General features: G+C 39.8%; 14 protein-coding genes. 9 read left to right on the forward strand and 5 right to left on the reverse strand.

Annotation, left to right across the window (positions count from 1 at the left end; translation table 11 throughout):
* Positions 1–55: 55 nt before the first annotated feature.
* The 7 genes from OC25_RS14980 to OC25_RS15010 all read left to right on the forward strand — a co-directional run bounded on the left by OC25_RS14980 (position 56) and on the right by OC25_RS15010 (position 7,151).
* Positions 56–1,492: an MFS transporter gene (locus tag OC25_RS14980; RefSeq protein WP_039477511.1), complete on the forward strand. Its 1,437-nt coding sequence runs from the start codon at positions 56–58 to the stop codon at positions 1,490–1,492.
* 64 nt (positions 1,493–1,556) lie between these two features.
* Entirely contained in the window at positions 1,557–2,015 is a 459-nt protein-coding gene (locus OC25_RS14985) for a deoxycytidylate deaminase (RefSeq protein ID WP_039477648.1), read from the forward strand.
* Between the two features lie 305 nt (positions 2,016–2,320).
* On the forward strand, positions 2,321–2,557 hold the full coding sequence (locus OC25_RS14990) for a type II toxin-antitoxin system Phd/YefM family antitoxin (RefSeq protein ID WP_039477512.1): 237 nt from the start codon (positions 2,321–2,323) through the stop codon (positions 2,555–2,557).
* On the forward strand, positions 2,554–2,952 hold the full coding sequence (locus tag OC25_RS14995) for a type II toxin-antitoxin system VapC family toxin (RefSeq protein ID WP_039477513.1): 399 nt from the start codon (positions 2,554–2,556) through the stop codon (positions 2,950–2,952). The genes OC25_RS14990 and OC25_RS14995 overlap by 4 nt, the downstream gene beginning before the upstream one ends.
* Positions 2,953–3,101: 149 nt before the next feature.
* Positions 3,102–4,631 (forward strand): glutamine-hydrolyzing GMP synthase, encoded by a 1,530-nt coding sequence (guaA, locus tag OC25_RS15000; RefSeq protein WP_039477525.1) that lies wholly within the window; start codon positions 3,102–3,104, stop codon positions 4,629–4,631.
* Between the two features lie 112 nt (positions 4,632–4,743).
* Positions 4,744–5,958, forward strand: coding sequence for an ABC transporter substrate-binding protein (locus OC25_RS15005; RefSeq protein WP_039477527.1), 1,215 nt, complete (start codon positions 4,744–4,746; stop codon positions 5,956–5,958).
* Between the two features lie 29 nt (positions 5,959–5,987).
* Entirely contained in the window at positions 5,988–7,151 is a 1,164-nt protein-coding gene (locus tag OC25_RS15010) for an RsmB/NOP family class I SAM-dependent RNA methyltransferase (RefSeq protein WP_039477528.1), read from the forward strand.
* A gap of 90 nt (positions 7,152–7,241) precedes the next feature.
* On the opposite strand, the gene OC25_RS27945 is transcribed toward OC25_RS15010, so the two are convergent.
* The 5 genes from OC25_RS27945 to OC25_RS15030 form a co-directional block, all read right to left on the reverse strand.
* Positions 7,242–7,427, reverse strand: a complete 186-nt coding sequence (locus OC25_RS27945) for a hypothetical protein (protein WP_156131485.1) — start codon at positions 7,425–7,427, stop codon at positions 7,242–7,244.
* A 67-nt stretch (positions 7,428–7,494) separates the two neighbouring features.
* On the reverse strand, positions 7,495–8,061 hold the full coding sequence (locus OC25_RS15015; protein WP_039477650.1) for a MarC family protein: 567 nt from the start codon (positions 8,059–8,061) through the stop codon (positions 7,495–7,497).
* A gap of 79 nt (positions 8,062–8,140) precedes the next feature.
* Positions 8,141–9,472 (reverse strand): hypothetical protein, encoded by a 1,332-nt coding sequence (locus OC25_RS15020; RefSeq protein ID WP_052266232.1) that lies wholly within the window; start codon positions 9,470–9,472, stop codon positions 8,141–8,143.
* Positions 9,473–9,568: 96 nt separating this feature from the next.
* The gene (locus tag OC25_RS15025) at positions 9,569–11,077 is read right to left on the reverse strand and encodes an amino acid permease (protein WP_039477529.1); all 1,509 of its coding nucleotides are present in this window, start codon (positions 11,075–11,077) and stop codon (positions 9,569–9,571) included.
* A 134-nt stretch (positions 11,078–11,211) separates the two neighbouring features.
* Positions 11,212–13,458: a sodium-translocating pyrophosphatase gene (locus OC25_RS15030; RefSeq protein ID WP_039477530.1), complete on the reverse strand. Its 2,247-nt coding sequence runs from the start codon at positions 13,456–13,458 to the stop codon at positions 11,212–11,214.
* Between the two features lie 237 nt (positions 13,459–13,695).
* Here OC25_RS15030 and OC25_RS15035 point away from each other — a divergent pair, with 237 nt between their 5' ends.
* Positions 13,696–15,138 (forward strand): APC family permease, encoded by a 1,443-nt coding sequence (locus OC25_RS15035; RefSeq protein ID WP_039477654.1) that lies wholly within the window; start codon positions 13,696–13,698, stop codon positions 15,136–15,138.
* A gap of 395 nt (positions 15,139–15,533) precedes the next feature.
* Positions 15,534–16,109 carry a hypothetical protein gene (locus OC25_RS15040; protein WP_156131486.1) on the forward strand — a complete coding sequence of 192 codons (576 nt, stop codon included), beginning with the start codon at positions 15,534–15,536 and terminating at the stop codon, positions 16,107–16,109.
* Positions 16,110–16,192 lie beyond the last annotated feature (83 nt).

A 16,192-nucleotide genomic window follows, 5' to 3' on the forward strand; every position in this document is an offset into this window, starting at 1 on the left:
CTGGTTATTAATTTTTTTTATTTATGTTTAGACCCACTAAAACTAAATTTATAATATGAATTCAGAACAAACACAAACCAAGTGGGGGCAGTTTATCCCGCTGGTCACTGTATTCTTCTTTTGGGGCTTTGTAGCCGCCAGTAACGACATTCTCATCCCGGTATTTAAAAAAGCTTTTGATTTATCGCAAGCCGAAAGTCAGTTGGTTTCTTTGGCCTTTTATATTGCATATACCGTTGGAGCACTAATTTATAATGGTATTTCTGTAGTAATGGGCCAGGATATTGTAAATAAATTAGGATATAAAAACTCTTTAGCGCTCGGCCTGGTTATTTCAGCACTGGGAACTCTTTTATTCTATCCTGCTGCAAACCTGGGATCATTTCCGCTAATGCTTTCTGGTTTATTTATCGTTGCACTGGGTTTTTCATTACAACAAACAGTTGCAAACCCATTGGCTATTGCTTTAGGCCCTATCAGAACTGGTTCGCAACGTTTAACTTTAGCTGGTGGTATTAATAACTTTGGAACAACTATAGGTCCGTTAGTGGTTAGTACAGCAATTTTCGGATCTGCAGCAAATGCAAGTTCAGACATCAGTATTGAAAGTGTTAAAATTCCATATTTGATTTTAGGCGTAGCCTTTATTGCTGTAGCAATTTTCTTAAAATTATCACCTTTGCCTGATCGACCTGCTTTAGTGGAAGCCTCGGCAGATGATACTAAATCGATTAAGGGATCGGCATTGAACTACCCGCAACTGGTTTTGGGTATGATTGCCATTTTTGTATACGTTGGTGTTGAGGTATCTACGGCAAGTAATTTACCAGCCTACATGGAGAAGGATTTAGGTTTTGCGATTCATGATATTGCACCATATATTTCACTGTACTGGGCCAGTATGATGATTGGTCGCTGGACCGGAGCTGTTGAAGCTTTTACTGATAATGTGAGCACGCAAAAAATATTACGTTTTATTGCTCCTTATTTAGCTTTTGCCATTTTCTTAGGCGTAAACGCGTTTATGGGGCATGATTTAGCTCCTTTTTATGTTTACGGATTTATCATATTAGTATTAATTGTTGCCGATATGGCAAGTAAGGGTAATCCGGCGCGTATGTTGTTAATCTTCTCTGGTATAGGAATTACGGCATTGTTAATTGGAATGCTCACAACCGGAATGGTAAGTGTATACGCCATTACCAGTGTAGGTTTGTTCTGCAGTACTTTATGGCCATGTATTTTTACTTTAGCTGTTAGTGGTTTAGGTAAACATACCAGTCAGGGTAGCAGCTTCTTAATCATGATGATTATGGGTGGTGGTATCATCAGCTGGTTACAAGGTGCTGTTTCGGAAGTTACAGGTATTCAGTATAGCTATATTGTAGGAATTATCTGTTTTGCTTATCTGGCATTTTATGCCTGGAGAGTGGCATCGATATTAAGATCACAAGGAATTAACTTCGATCAGAAAATTTCTGGCGGACATTAATTTTTAATCAACTAATTTAGCAGCCACAAAGATGCATTTCTTTGTGGCTTTTTTATTTGAACACATGACAGATAAACCGAGTTTCGATTCTATTTTTATGAACCTGGCCACCGACTTGGCCGCCCGCTCACATTGTGTGCGTGCGCATGTAGGTGCAGTTTTAACAAAAGATACGCGCATTATTTCTATTGGTTACAACGGGCCGCCGGCTGGCACCCACAATTGTGACGAGGAATGGCCTGAGCATGGTTGTGCCCGCGATAGTAAGGGAAGCTGTTCTTTGGCTTTACATGCCGAAGAAAATGCAATTCTTTATGCCTCAAAAAATGGGGCGAAAATTGAAGGATGCACGCTGTACACCACTTTATCTCCCTGTATTGCCTGCGCGCGGCTTATTTTATCATCAGGTATCAAATTGGTATACTATTCTAAATCTTATGCAGCTTACAAAGGCTTACCAAGTGATGAAGGTGTTGACTTTTTGAGAAAGTTTGGGGTAGAGGTGATTTTGCTGGAATCGTAGCGGTTCATTGGTTCATTTGCCATTGGTAACTGCAAGTTGTATACTGGTTAACCGGTTAATTGTTTAAATCGGTTAATTGTACCTTCTACTCAATCCATCCTCCTGGTTCGATAGCTATCGGACTTGTTCCGGGATCAAATATCGATAGGTTCATTTAAAACTGTAAACTTTAAATTGACAACTATATATTGGCAATTGGTCGTTTGTTGATTGGTTTTTAATAGATCGGAACGTAATTATATCGCTAAAATCTATCTTGACAACTTGACAAGTTTTGTTTATATTTGATTCTAAAATAATTAGCGATGAAAACAATGTCGGTTGGAGAATTTAAAGCGCACTTTTCTGAAGTATTGGAAGATGTTAAGGCAGGTATTGGTATTGCTGTAACTTATGGAAGAAAAAAGGAAGTTATTGGTTACTTTGTTCCTGATTTAGAAAAAAATAATGGTGAACGCAAGATCGGTATGCTTGATGGAAAGGCTGAAGTAATATTTAAAGACGATTTCGAAATGACTGAAGAGGAGTTTTTAGGACTATGATTTACTTGTTAGATACTCACATATTAATTTGGTCGTTAATGTATTCTTCTAAGCTCTCTGATAACTGCTTAGAAATTTTAAAAAATAAAAAAAACACAATATTTGTAAGTGCTATAAGTTTTTGGGAAATATCTTTAAAACATTCTTTAAATAAATTGGAAATTTTAGGATTGATGCCCGATGTCTTTCCTGAACTCGCAATTAAGGCGGGGTATGAGCTTCTGCCTTTACTGCCAAATGAGGTAGCTAATTACCATCACTTAAAAGCTACATGGCATAAAGATCCTTTTGATAGGATGTTAATATGGCAGGCGATTCAAAAAAATATCACCTTAATTACTAAAGACGAAAATATTAACAAATATCAATCAGCAGGCTTAAAGGTGGTTTGGTAATTACTTTCATTGGTTAACTAGTGGTTAATTAGTGCCGAACACCTCAAATTAAATGCTCATCTCCATGCCCTTTGCTGGAAACCCTTTGCTCGCTCTAAAAATCTCAAATCTACCGTCTCAAATCTCATATCTAATTGGTACCTTTGCGGATGCAAGAAAAAATCATTATCGTCGATTTTGGTTCGCAGTTTACACAACTCATTGCCCGCAGGGTTCGCGAACTAAATATTTACTGTGAAATATATCCATACAACAATCTTCCTGAGATTAGCCCCGATGTAAAAGGGATCATCTTTTCAGGTAGTCCATACTCTGTTCGTCAGGAAGATGCCCCTCAAATCGATTTATCGAAATACCATTTAAAATACCCCTTACTGGCTGTTTGTTATGGTGCACAATACATTGCACAACACTCAGGTGGCGATGTACAGCCTTCTTCAACACGTGAGTACGGCCGTGCAAACCTTAACTTCGTTAACCAGGAAAACAAATTATTTAAAGGCATTAACATCGATTCGCAGGTATGGATGAGCCATGGCGATACGATTACCAGCATTCCTGATAATTTTGAACTGATTGCCAGTACCGATAGTGTAAGGGTTGCTGCTTACCACATTAAAGATTCTGATACCTATGCCATTCAGTTTCACCCTGAGGTAACGCACAGTATCGACGGAAAGATTCTTTTAGAAAACTTCCTTGTAGATATTTGTGGTTGCAGCCAGGACTGGACCTCGGCAGCTTTTGTTGAAACTACTATTGCCGATATTAAAGCTACCGTAGGTAACGATAAGGTTGTTTTAGCCCTTTCGGGTGGTGTAGATAGCAGCGTTGCCGCAGTATTATTGCATAAAGCTATAGGTACAAACCTACACTGTATATTTGTGGATAATGGTTTATTGCGTAAAAACGAATATGAAAGTGTTTTAGAACAATACAAAGATTTTGGTCTGAACATTAAAGGTGTTGATGCAAAAGATAAATTTTTAAGCCAGCTGGCTGGTGTTGAAGATCCGGAGCAAAAACGTAAAATCATCGGTCGTGTATTTATCGAAGTATTCGATGAAGAATCGCACTTAATACAAGATGTAAAATGGCTGGCTCAAGGTACTATTTATCCTGATATCATCGAATCGGTATCGGTAAAAGGCCCGTCGGCTACAATTAAGTCGCACCACAACGTGGGTGGCTTGCCAGATTTCATGAAACTTAAAGTAGTAGAGCCACTTAAAACTTTGTTTAAAGATGAAGTAAGAAGAGTAGGTACTGCCTTAGGTTTAGAATCATTTATTTTAGGTCGTCACCCTTTCCCTGGACCAGGTTTAGGTATCCGTATCATTGGTGAAGTTACTGCCGAAAAAGTGGCTATTTTACAGGATGCCGATAAAATTTATATCGATAACCTGAAAGAAGCAGGGCTATACGATAAAGTTTGGCAGGCAGGAGCAATCTTTTTGCCGGTGAGATCGGTTGGTGTAATGGGCGATGAGCGTACTTACGAAAACGTAATTGCTTTAAGAGCGGTAGAATCGCTTGATGGTATGACTGCCGATTGGTGCCACTTACCTTATCCGGTATTGGCTAAAATTTCGAACGAGATCATCAACAAGGTGAAAGGTATTAACAGGGTGGTATATGATATCAGCTCTAAACCACCGGCAACTATTGAGTGGGAATAGTGTTTAATTTTGAGTCCTGAGTTTATAATCGGGAGTCTTTATTTAAAAAAATAGGCTTATGCTGGCAAGGTGGAATAAACTTTGCTGGCATATTTTGTTAAAAACGATAGGTATGAATTTCAAAAAGGTTTATGGATTACTGGTTTGGTCTGTGTTGGTTTTAGCGGCATGTTCGCCTAAAATTAAAACCCCTAAACCTGAGCCGGCTAAACCTGTTGAGAAAGAAAAACCTGTTGAGAAAAAGCCGGTTAAAAAGTTTGCACAAGGTGCCAGTGTTTCTTTACTGGTTCCCTTTAAGTTAAGCGAACTGAATTTAAAAACGGCTACCAAAGCAGAGATTGAAAAATATGCCATGCCCATCGATTTTTACCAGGGCTTTAAACTGGGTTTAGATTCGGCAGCTGCTCAAGGTCTAAATTTCAAGCTCAATGTTTTTGATACGGATGATGACAATGCACATATTGCTACCGTTTTGAGAAACGAACGTTTTAAGCAAAGTAATTTAATTATAGGTCCTGTTTTTCCGGATGGCTTGAAATTTATCTCCAACTATTCGAAAGAGAACAATGCACTGGTAGTATCTCCGCTGGCGGCTTCGCAACCTGCAGATTTTAACAACCCGAACCTGATTTCTATTGTAAACAATATCGATTTGCACGCGAAAAAGATCGGGGCCTACATTGCCAAAAACTTTAATCCAACCAATACCATTGTGGTGCTCATCAATCCGCGGAAAACAGAAGATGAGCAATTTGCAGCACCCATCAGAAGCTATTTTCAGGGCAATACCAAATTCATTGTGCAGGAGTATGCTTCGGCCTATGCTTTCGAAACTAAGATGATTAAGGGCAAACAATATGCAGTTGTGGTAACTTCATCTGATCGTGCTTTTGTGCTGCCTACTATCGAAAAACTGTACAAGCTAAAACATCTTCCGGCAGGTGGCTATAACATTTCACTATTCGGGCATCCAAACTGGGTAAAACAAAACTACCCGACTGATAAAATGCAGGATTTGAATACCATTATCAGCTCATCTTACAAAATCGATTATAAAAACAGTGCGGTAACTACCTTTATTAAAAAATATCGTTTCCAATATGGTTTCGAACCGGGCGAATACGCCTTTAAAGGTTTTGATATTGGCTATTATTTTGGCCGCTTATTAACCACTTATGGCGAAGATTATAAAGATTATCTGGTAAAAGATCGATATAAAGGTTTACACAATAATTTTTCGTTTATCCATGATGAAAAATTAGGTTATATTAACACCAGTTTAATGTTGTTAAAGTTTAAGAACTTTGCCTTAAACATTGTTGAGTAAACGATAAATTTCTTCCACCCCAATTATACATGAGAGTAGACCATCAGATCAGGGCTTTTGAACAGATTTTAAACAGTTACGATGGAAGTTTGCCTTTACATCGCTTTCTGCCAGCTTATTTTAAACAGCATAAGCAGATGGGGTCATCAGACAGAAGGTGGGCTACACGTCATATTTACAGTTATTTCCGCTTAGGAAAGGCTTTGCCGGCACTCAGTAATGAAGAACATTTAAGTATTGCCGATTTTTTGTGTCATGATACATTAAGCCTCATTGTAGAGAAGAACCTGCCTGATTTAGCAAATGACATTACTTTGCCCCTGGAAGAAAAGCTCTTGCGGATGAAGACAAAATATCCTGACTTCGATTTAACACAGGTATATCCCTTTCATGCGGCGCTTTCTGAAGAGGTAGATAAGCAACAGTTTTTTGCTTCCTTTTTTCAGCAGCCTGATTTATTTATCCGTGTTGCTGCTGATGATTCAGCTGGTATTGTAGCTAAGTTACAAAGTGAAAATATTGCTGTAAAAACCATTTCCAATACCGCTTTGGCTCTACCCAATGGTACCAAACTCGAAACTATTTTAGCAGAAGGCAGTTACCAGGTGCAAGACCTTTCATCGCAGCATACAGGTGAGTACTTTAAACCCAATAAATGGGATAAGTGGTGGGATTGTTGCGCCGCATCGGGCGGGAAGACCTTGCTCTTGCATAGCTTTGAGCCTGTAATTGAGCTTCTGGTAACCGATTTAAGAGAAAGTGTACTCCAGAACCTCGACGAACGTTTCCGTTTGGCAGGAATTAAAAAATACCACAAAAAAGAACTCGATCTGCTGCAGAACAACGATCAGGTTTTACACCACTATCAGTTTGACGGGATAATTTTAGATGCACCATGTACCGGATCGGGCACTTGGGGGCGTACACCCGAAATGCTGACCTTTTTCGATGAACGCAAAATTAATCAGTTTGCAACGATACAGAAGGGGATAGCTCAAAACGTAGTAAAATACCTTAAACCGGGTAAACCGTTAATTTATATTACCTGTTCGGCCTTTGCAGCAGAAAATGAAGCAGTGGTTAAACACCTTACCGATACGCTACCGCTCGAACTCGAAAAAATGGAATTGATAAAGGGATATGAAAACCAGGCCGATACCATGTTTGTGGCACGGTTGATTAAGAAAAGCTAGGATTAAAAAATAAGGTTCAATTCTTCTTTCTTAAAAGATTGCTTTGTCGGCAGAAAAGCCTTCTCGCAATGACGATTTTGCGGTCAAACACTAAGTATGTTCAAACCAGGATCTGAAATTCTTTTTGAAGTATTTTACCGCTTCGATTAAAACGGCTACTGCTCCAATAATTAAGGTATATTCTTCAAAGCTGTTCATAATGTAATGAGCTTTCTGTTTAGATGAATATACGCAATTTTTGTTACAGATTGATGTAGTAATTGTAATTATAGTCATGGAAAATACATTTTACGTCATGCTGAACTTGTTTCAGCATCTCCCGCGCTAGTGCAAGTCCGTTTCTTTACAACCCCGTATTATTCCTGAATAGCTTAATCGCAATAGCCAATAGAATTACTCCAAATGCTTTCCGTAGTATATTTAACCCTGTTTTGCCAAATAGCTTCTCTAAACGGTTAGTATTCTTTAAAACGAAGTACACGAAAAGCATATTCAGTAAAATACCAACCAGAATATTCTGCGTATGGTATTCGGTTTTTAACGAAAGTAGCGTAGTCATTGTTCCGGCACCGGCAATTAAAGGGAAGGCGAGGGGCACGATCGAAACCGTTTCGGGTGCTTCTTCTTTAAAAATGGTTAGGCCTAAAACCATTTCCATGGCAATAAAAAAGATTACAAATGAACCTGCAATAGCGAAAGATTCTACATCCAAACCAATTACTTTGAGTAACGATTCGCCCAGGAAAAGGAAAAGGATCATTAAGCCTGCGGCTACCAGCGAAGCCTTTTCCGATTCGATATGACCAGCCTTTCTGCGCAACTCGATCACTACCGGGATGGCACCCAAAATATCGATTATGGCAAACAGTACCATCGTTGTCGATAATATCTGGCTTAAGTTGAACGTCATAAAATCAGCTTTCATAGCAGGGCAATTTTAAGCAAAGGTAGCGGAATTTGTATCAATTCCTCAATAGGTACATTATTTATTAGAAATAGAACTGGGTGCGTAAGGTAAGCACATTGTCTTTTCTATCAGCTGTATAACCCGAAATCTGGGTTGATTCATTTTTAATGATATCGTAATACAATACAGCTTTAAAATGTGGATTAAAATGGTGTAAAAAACCAAAGCCAAAAGTATCAAAACGAACATCGGCTGGCGAAAGGCCTTTATCGGCCGAAATGTCCATTCCCTTAACTTTAGCATTCGGATCGTACCAGTCGTACTTTAAAATGAGCTGGTTATCGGTACTGTTTAAGGTTTGTACAAAGGTAAAGTAAGCACCGTTAAAAGTACGGGTATAAAAAGGTAGCGCTATTGCCTTATTGTCTACAGGATAAGAGCCGGGCGTAGTTGATGTAGTTGAAGTACCGGTTTGTAAGCCTGATATTACTTCGGCCCTAAGCTCCGATTTCCAGCTCTGGGTTTTGGTTGCCAGTTGAATGTCGGCACCATAGTACCTTCTCGGAGCCACCTTGTTTACGGTAGCTGTCGATGAATCTTTAACCATTTTCCAGACATTGTTGGTTTGCTCCATTTTGTAGCTCACCGGCAAACGATGATCTAATCCGCCTTGCAACGTGCTTATGCCACCTGCAATGGTAAAGTTTTTAAACGCGTAAGTTTTATGACTTAACCGTAAAATATAATCTTTACTGTTATCGAACTCTCCGTTACCCGCTAAGCCCTGTCCGTTATAAACACCAAAATCGAGCACCAGATTTTTGAGTTTGGCATCTTTCCAGCGTGGGTTTAAAGTAAAGGTCACCCCCAGATCACGTTCGGTTTTCATTAAAATCTGCGACATTCTGCCACGTTCCGGAGCCTCTCTAACCGATGAAGACAATTGGAGCTCATTACCAAACGGACGACCCGATAAACCCAGCGTTACGGCCAATATTTTCCATTTATTTTCGTAATAACGTCCCCAGAAATCGCGGATGGCCACGCCTTGTTCGGTACCATCAAATTGAAGTACAAAATAAGTAGATGGTGCGCCATCTTCGGTTAACATCATATAATCGGCCCTTAAGCGGCCTCTTCTCAACCTGAACCGGTTATTGGTAAAATCGCCAAAATTTCCACCCTGAAATTCGGCCTGTGTACCTTTCGATTGTGCCAGCTGAAACTGAGGCTGTAAATAACCGCTAAAAGACAATGAACCATATTTCTTCGAGATAATTAACAAGTGATTTACGGTTGTCGAATCCATTACATCGTTAATTGTTCTTTGTGCATAACCTTTTGAGGAAATAAAAAGCAATAATATCGTTGCAAAAATGAAAATGTGCTTAACAGAAGCAGAATAACGGTTCATGTAATGATTTTTTTGCAAAGGTAATTTATTAACAATAATTTAACACAAAAAAAGCCCCGACTTTTGATCGGGGCTTATGGAAAATATCATTTTCGATTATAATTCTGGTTTGGGAGGATCAACAGGATCAACTGTTTTGCCAGTATTTGCTAAAACCGAATGTTTACGGCTGTAACCAAAGTAAATGATGAAGCCTAATGCTAACCAGCCGAATAACCTTAACCAGTTAGTCCAGTGTAAGCCTAATATCATTAACGTACAGGCAATAATACCTAAAATAGGCAATAAAGGCACAAATGGGGTTTTAAACTCTCTGTGCAAATCCGGATCTGTTTTTCTCAGTACAATTACCGCAGCACACACTAAAATGAAGGCAAATAAAGTACCGATTGAAGTCATATCACCTACCACATCACCAGGTACAAAGGCTGCAAATAAAGCACAGATTACAAAAATAATCATGTTGGCTTTGTATGGCGTTTTAAATTTAGGGTGCAAATCGCTGAAAACTCTAGGCAATAAACCGTCTTTACTCATCGAATAGAATACACGGCTCTGACCTAATAACATCACCAGAATTACAGAAGAAAAACCTGCAAGAATAGCTACAGTTACCAATTTGGCTAACCAGCCATAACCCGGCATGTAATCAATAATGGCGGCTACAACAGAAGCTTCACCACCTTTGGTTCTGAAGAACTCGATAGGTGCCATACCGGTTAAAACGTGAGCAAATAAGATGTATAAAACCGTACATACTGCAAGTGAACCTAAAATACCAATTGGCATGGCTGTTTTAGGGTTTTTAGTTTCCTGTGCTGCGGTACTTACTGCATCAAAACCAATAAAGGCAAAGAATACCGTACCTGCGGCACCAACAATACCCCAGAAACCACCGAAGTTATGGGTTAAGCCTTCTTTATCAACATATTTTGTAGCTTCAGGAATGTATGGTGTATGGTTAACCGGGTTAATGAACGACCAGCCGAAAGCAATAATTAACAATACAATGGCTACTTTGGTAATTACAATTAATCCGTTTACAAATGCCGATTCTTGTGTTCCTTTAATTAATAGAAGACTTAATAAGAAGATAATAAACAAGGCAGGTACGTTCATAATTCCATGAACACCACCTTCACTTTGGAATGGAGAGTGGCACCATTCGTAGGGTATGGGACTGACGTGTATAACTTCTGTGAGTAATTTGTTAAGATACTCGCTCCAGGCGATACCCACTGTAGCAGCACCTACTGCATATTCTAAAACCAAATCCCATCCGATGATCCAGGCCATAAATTCACCCATAGTGGCATAGGTGTAAGTGTAGGCACTACCTGAGATTGGAATAGAAGATGATAATTCTGCGTAGCAAAGACCCGCAAGTGCGCAACCAATGGCAGCTAAGATAAACCCGAAAGTTACTGATGGACCAGCACTTTGGGCAGCTGCATTTGCAGTACGAACAAAAAGGCCTGCGCCTATAATTGCTCCGATACCTAGCGCAACTAACGAACCCGCTGATAGGGTGCGTTTTAAGCTTTTCTCAGATTCGGACGAATCTGCTAAAAGTTGAGTAATTGATTTCTTAAGAAATAAACTCATAAAAGTTAGTTGTTGTTTTGATTTATTTGTGAATATAAATTTTTCAGCCCCAAACGTAATTAAAAATTACGGAAAAGTAAAAGGGATCCTGTTTAAAAATCCCTTTTACACTTTTTCTATCTAGGTTTTTACAACTAACGTTGCAAAGTATCTGTCGTATTGGTAATAGTGTCCGTTATTGTATGTCCTGCGCTATCTGTTTTTTGCTCTATTCTGATTTCTTTACGAACTTCTGTGCGGTGTTCGCCTGCAATTGCCTTAACTGCGATGTAAGGAGCAATAACCAGTGAAACGATAGACATTAATTTGATCAAAATATTCATCGAAGGCCCCGATGTATCTTTAAAAGGATCTCCAACCGTATCTCCGGTAACCGAAGCCTTGTGCGGTTCTGATTTTTTATAGTGTGTTTCGCCATTAATGATTACACCTTGTTCAAAAGATTTTTTGGCATTATCCCAGGCACCACCTGCATTGCTCTGAAAAATTCCCATCAATACACCAGTTACGGTAACGCCCGCAAGTAAACCACCCAAAACTTCAGGACCAAAGGTAAAGCCCACAATTACCGGGGTAATTAAGGCAATGGCACCAGGCATTAACATTTCGCGGATAGAGGCTTTGGTAGAAATGGCCACACATTTTTCATATTCTGGTTTGGCTTTGTATTCCATAATGCCAGGTATTTCGCGAAACTGGCGACGTACTTCCTGTACCATATCCATCGCCGCCTTTCCTACGGCCTGTATACATAAAGCTGAGAAAATGAAAGGAATCATTCCGCCAACAAATAAACCAGCTAAAACCGGTGCTTTATAGATATCAATGGCAGAAATACCCGCAATGCCTACAAAAGCCGCAAATAAGGCTAACGAGGTAAGTGCAGCCGAAGCAATTGCAAAACCTTTTCCGGTAGCTGCGGTAGTATTTCCAACCGCATCCAAATTATCGGTACGTTCGCGTACTTCTGGTGGCAACTGGCTCATTTCGGCAATACCACCGGCGTTATCGGCAATTGGTCCAAAAGCATCAATGGCTAATTGCATGGCTGTAGTGGCCATCATTCCGGCTGCAGCAATGGCTACACCATATAAACCAGCAAAATGATAAGAAGCCATAATACCACCCGCCAGTACCAGGATCGGAACCACTGTCGATTTCATACCAACCGATAAACCTGCAATAATATTGGTAGCGTGACCGGTAGATGATTGCTGGATGATTGAATTAACCGGCTTTTTGCCCATTGCTGTAAAATATTCGGTAACCACACTCATAATGGTACCCACTACTAAACCTACAATAATGGCATAAAATACATTCATGCTCGAAAACTCATAACCACGCAGGTTTAAAGTTTCTGGTAACATCCACTTAACAATAAAAAATGAGGCTACTGCGGTGATTATAATAGACGACCAGTTACCCAGGTTCAGGGCATTTTGAACGTTCGATTTTTCGTCTTTAATGGTTACAAACCAGGTTCCGATAATGGAGAATATAATACCCAGACCACAAATTACCATCGGTAAAAGAATTGGCGACATGCCGCCAAAGTTATCGGTTACGTTAATTTCCTGTCCTAAAACCATGGTGGCTAATATAGTTGCCACGTACGAGCCGAATAAATCGGCACCCATGCCGGCAACATCGCCCACATTGTCGCCTACGTTATCGGCAATAGTTGCAGGGTTACGTACATCATCCTCAGGAATACCAGCCTCAACCTTACCCACTAAATCGGCACCAACATCGGCTGCTTTGGTGTAAATACCTCCACCCACACGAGCAAATAAGGCAATAGACTCGGCTCCTAAAGAGAAACCTGTTAAAACCTCTATGGCTGTTTTCATTTCGGTGCTGTTAACCGAAACAACATTGAAATGCTTTAGAAAAACAATAAATAAACCACCTAAACCCAAAACGGCCAGACCGGCAACGCCAAGTCCCATAACCGTACCGCCCGTAAACGAAACTTTTAAAGCTTGTTTTAAACTGGTTCTTGCTGCCTGTGTGGTACGTACATTGGCTTTGGTGGCCGCTTTCATCCCAATATAACCAGCAGTTGCCGAGAATACAGCTCCAATAATAAAGGAAATTGAGATGATCCAGCTCGAATGCAAGGGAACACCTTTAATTTCTGTAACGGTACCCGAATAGGCCAGCAAGGCTGCTGTAAAAACGGCAAAAATACTCAAAACCCGCCATTCGGCTTTTAAAAAGGCCATCGCACCATCAGCAATATAGCCGGCAAGCTCCTGCATGTTTTTTTCACCGGCATCCTGTTTGCTTACCCAGGCACTTTTAATTAGCATAACTATAATACCGACAAGGCCCAGGGCCGGAATACAGTAAATTAAATTGTTTTGTAAAAAATCCATAGTTAATAATTGGTTTATATTTGGTTATTTGTTTTTCTGGTGATTAATTGTTTAAACTGTTAATTGTAAACTTAAAACTGCCAACTGAAAAAGTTATATCTAGCAAGTTAATAAAATATTTATCATCCGTATATAAATGTAGTAGCGAATAAAAAATTGTTCAGTAAAATAATACATAGATTGTCGTTTTTTTCAAATAAATTAGCCCCTAAACTAAATCAAACTGAACTGAACAATATGAAAATTCAAAACGAAGAAGGGGCTTCCAAACGGAAATTAACCCTTTTTGATGCCACCATGCTGGTAATGGGCTCCATGATTGGAAGCGGTATCTTCATAGTGAGTGCCGATATTATGCGAAATCTGGGCTCCGGATACTGGCTAATTGTGGTGTGGGTAATTACCGGGGTAATGACAGTTGCAGCGGCAATTTCTTACGGCGAACTTTCATCTATGTTTCCCAAAGCCGGAGGGCAATATACTTACCTGAAAGAGATTTTTGGTAAAATGATGGGCTTCCTGTATGGCTGGGGGCTCTTTACGGTAATCCAGACTGGAACCATTGCAGCCGTTGCGGTGGCTTTCGGTAAATTTACCGCTTATTTAATTCCTGCGCTAAACGATGCAGCTCCGATTTTTCAAAGTGGCAGTTATAAAATTACCTGGATACAAATTTTAGCCATTGGCGTAATTATGCTCCTTACCTATATTAATACCAAAGGTGTGGAGAGTGGGAAGTTGCTGCAGAACATCTTTACCGGATCTAAAATTGTAGCCTTAATTGGTTTAATTATTTTAGGTTTCCTCTTGGTTAAAAATAATTTCTGGGGCGATAATATGAGTTTCGGTTGGGCGGCCTTTAATAATCTTAAAACCGATCCGAGTGGTAATTTTCTTAAATCAGGCTGGGAATCCATTTCAGGGATGACCATTGTAGGCGGCATTGCTGCTGCTATGGTGGGCTCGGTGTTTTCGAGTGTGGCCTGGGAGAATGTAACCTTCGTTTCGGGCGAAATTGAAAATCCAAAGAAAAATGTAGTGCGCTCAATGGTTTTGGGTACTACCGCGGTAATGATTCTGTATTTATTGGTGAATTTTATATATCTCAATACACTAAACAGAGATAGTATTGCTTTTGCGCCAAACGATAGGGTAGCGGTTGCAGCTTCCGAGCAGATTTTTGGCAGCGGCATTGGTACCATTGTTATTGCAGTTTTGGTAATGATTTCTACCTTCGGTTGCGTTAACGGGATCGTGCTGGCTGGGGCAAGGGTTTTTCAAAGCATGGCACAAGATGGTATGTTTTTTAAAGCAGCACTCCACAACAATAAAAACGGCGTTCCCGAAAAATCACTTTGGATGCAGGGCATCTGGGCTTCAGTTTTATGTTTAAGCGGGCAATACGGTAATCTTTTAGATATGATTTCTTTCGTAATTGTGCTCTTTTATATGATTACCGTTGCCGGTGTAATTTATTTAAGGTTTAAAAAGCCCGATTTAGAAAGGCCTTACAAAACCTGGTTATATCCTGTTACACCAGTTATTTATTTATTAATCGGTGCGGCATTTTCCATCTTACTCCTTATTTATAAACAACAATACACCTGGCCGGGCTTATTAATCGTATTATTAGGCGTTCCGGTATATTTTTTCATCAATAAAAAAGAATCACAAGGCTAGTAACACCTTAATTGCATATCAAACCTCGCAGCGTTTAAAACTGCGGGGTTTTTTGCTTCTTAAGTATTTCTATGGGGTACACCTCAAATCTCACGTCTCATATCTAACATCTCATCTCTCAAATCTCCTTTACGCATTTGAAAAGCAGGCTCCGGCATCAATCGGTTCCGGTAGTCCCGTTATCCGCTTTACTTCGTGCCGCTGCTACCGGGTTTAGTTTACCCGGGCTTATGCAATACACAACAGTTTACTAACCTACCCTATAAATTGGGGCTTAATCATTAGCTGTTATTAATGAAACTAACAGTGTTTAATTGGCCTGATATTTGGACTGGTTAGCGCCGGCAGTTAAGGCTGCATTAATCAATAATATCTCCTACCTTAATTATATATACATGTTGCGTTCAATAGTTAACCTTAAAGTACTTTCAGTAAGCCTGGGTATCCTTATACTTGCTACCTTTATAAGCTGTAACAATGCAAAGCAAGAGCAGAAAGTAGTTAACCAATCTAAGGCTTCAGGTACTCAGCAGGTGTCAAGGGTGCAAATGTTCATGAGCTATATAGATGAAATAGCAAAATTGCCTTTAACTGATTTTGATCAAAGCCATATTGAAGCGTTAAACCAGGCAGCGCCGGCCTCCTTGCAACTGGTTGTTTTTGCCGGCGAACAGGCCAACGAGGCCAGTATCATTATGCAGCCTTATCGAAATAACGATACCGCCAACCCCATTAAAGCAGGCGCCATTTTTCTTCTGCCCAAATCACTTTCAGATTCGATACAGGTGGCCGATTTTACCCGACGCTTTGGAGAACTTAAAAAAGAAGATGCAGCTATTGCAGCAACCGGGCAGCCGTTGCCGGTAAATTTAAAAGTTGATGAGGCAACTGCATTAAAATTAACAATCAACCACAATAAGCAGCTTAGCCTGGCAAATGTAATTACAGTAGAGGTTTTAAAGTATAAATAAAGGATAGATCGGCTGGTAAAGATTAAAGCATTTGCCGTGAAAATTGTGGTATAATAAGGTATAAATTAAACTAACGGTACTTT

Origin of the sequence: Pedobacter kyungheensis, assembly GCF_000812965.1 — a bacterium.
Lineage (GTDB): Bacteria > Bacteroidota > Bacteroidia > Sphingobacteriales > Sphingobacteriaceae > Pedobacter > Pedobacter kyungheensis.

Bases quoted from the DNA above. Each gene is read 5' to 3' on its own strand.
- OC25_RS27945 (WP_156131485.1), bottom strand. From the start codon at position 7,427: ATGACTATAATTACAATTACTACATCAATCTGTAACAAAAATTGCGTA.
- OC25_RS15035 (WP_039477654.1), top strand. From the start codon at position 13,696: ATGAAAATTCAAAACGAAGAAGGGGCTTCCAAACGGAAATTAACCCTT.
- OC25_RS14985 (WP_039477648.1), top strand. From the start codon at position 1,557: ATGACAGATAAACCGAGTTTCGATTCTATTTTTATGAACCTGGCCACC.
- OC25_RS14990 (WP_039477512.1), top strand. From the start codon at position 2,321: ATGAAAACAATGTCGGTTGGAGAATTTAAAGCGCACTTTTCTGAAGTA.
- OC25_RS15025 (WP_039477529.1), bottom strand. From the start codon at position 11,077: ATGAGTTTATTTCTTAAGAAATCAATTACTCAACTTTTAGCAGATTCG.
- OC25_RS15020 (WP_052266232.1), bottom strand. From the start codon at position 9,472: ATGAACCGTTATTCTGCTTCTGTTAAGCACATTTTCATTTTTGCAACG.
- OC25_RS15040 (WP_156131486.1), top strand. From the start codon at position 15,534: ATGTTGCGTTCAATAGTTAACCTTAAAGTACTTTCAGTAAGCCTGGGT.
- OC25_RS15010 (WP_039477528.1), top strand. From the start codon at position 5,988: ATGAGAGTAGACCATCAGATCAGGGCTTTTGAACAGATTTTAAACAGT.
- OC25_RS14995 (WP_039477513.1), top strand. From the start codon at position 2,554: ATGATTTACTTGTTAGATACTCACATATTAATTTGGTCGTTAATGTAT.
- guaA (WP_039477525.1), top strand. From the start codon at position 3,102: ATGCAAGAAAAAATCATTATCGTCGATTTTGGTTCGCAGTTTACACAA.
- OC25_RS15030 (WP_039477530.1), bottom strand. From the start codon at position 13,458: ATGGATTTTTTACAAAACAATTTAATTTACTGTATTCCGGCCCTGGGC.
- OC25_RS15005 (WP_039477527.1), top strand. From the start codon at position 4,744: ATGAATTTCAAAAAGGTTTATGGATTACTGGTTTGGTCTGTGTTGGTT.
- OC25_RS14980 (WP_039477511.1), top strand. From the start codon at position 56: ATGAATTCAGAACAAACACAAACCAAGTGGGGGCAGTTTATCCCGCTG.
- OC25_RS15015 (WP_039477650.1), bottom strand. From the start codon at position 8,061: ATGACGTTCAACTTAAGCCAGATATTATCGACAACGATGGTACTGTTT.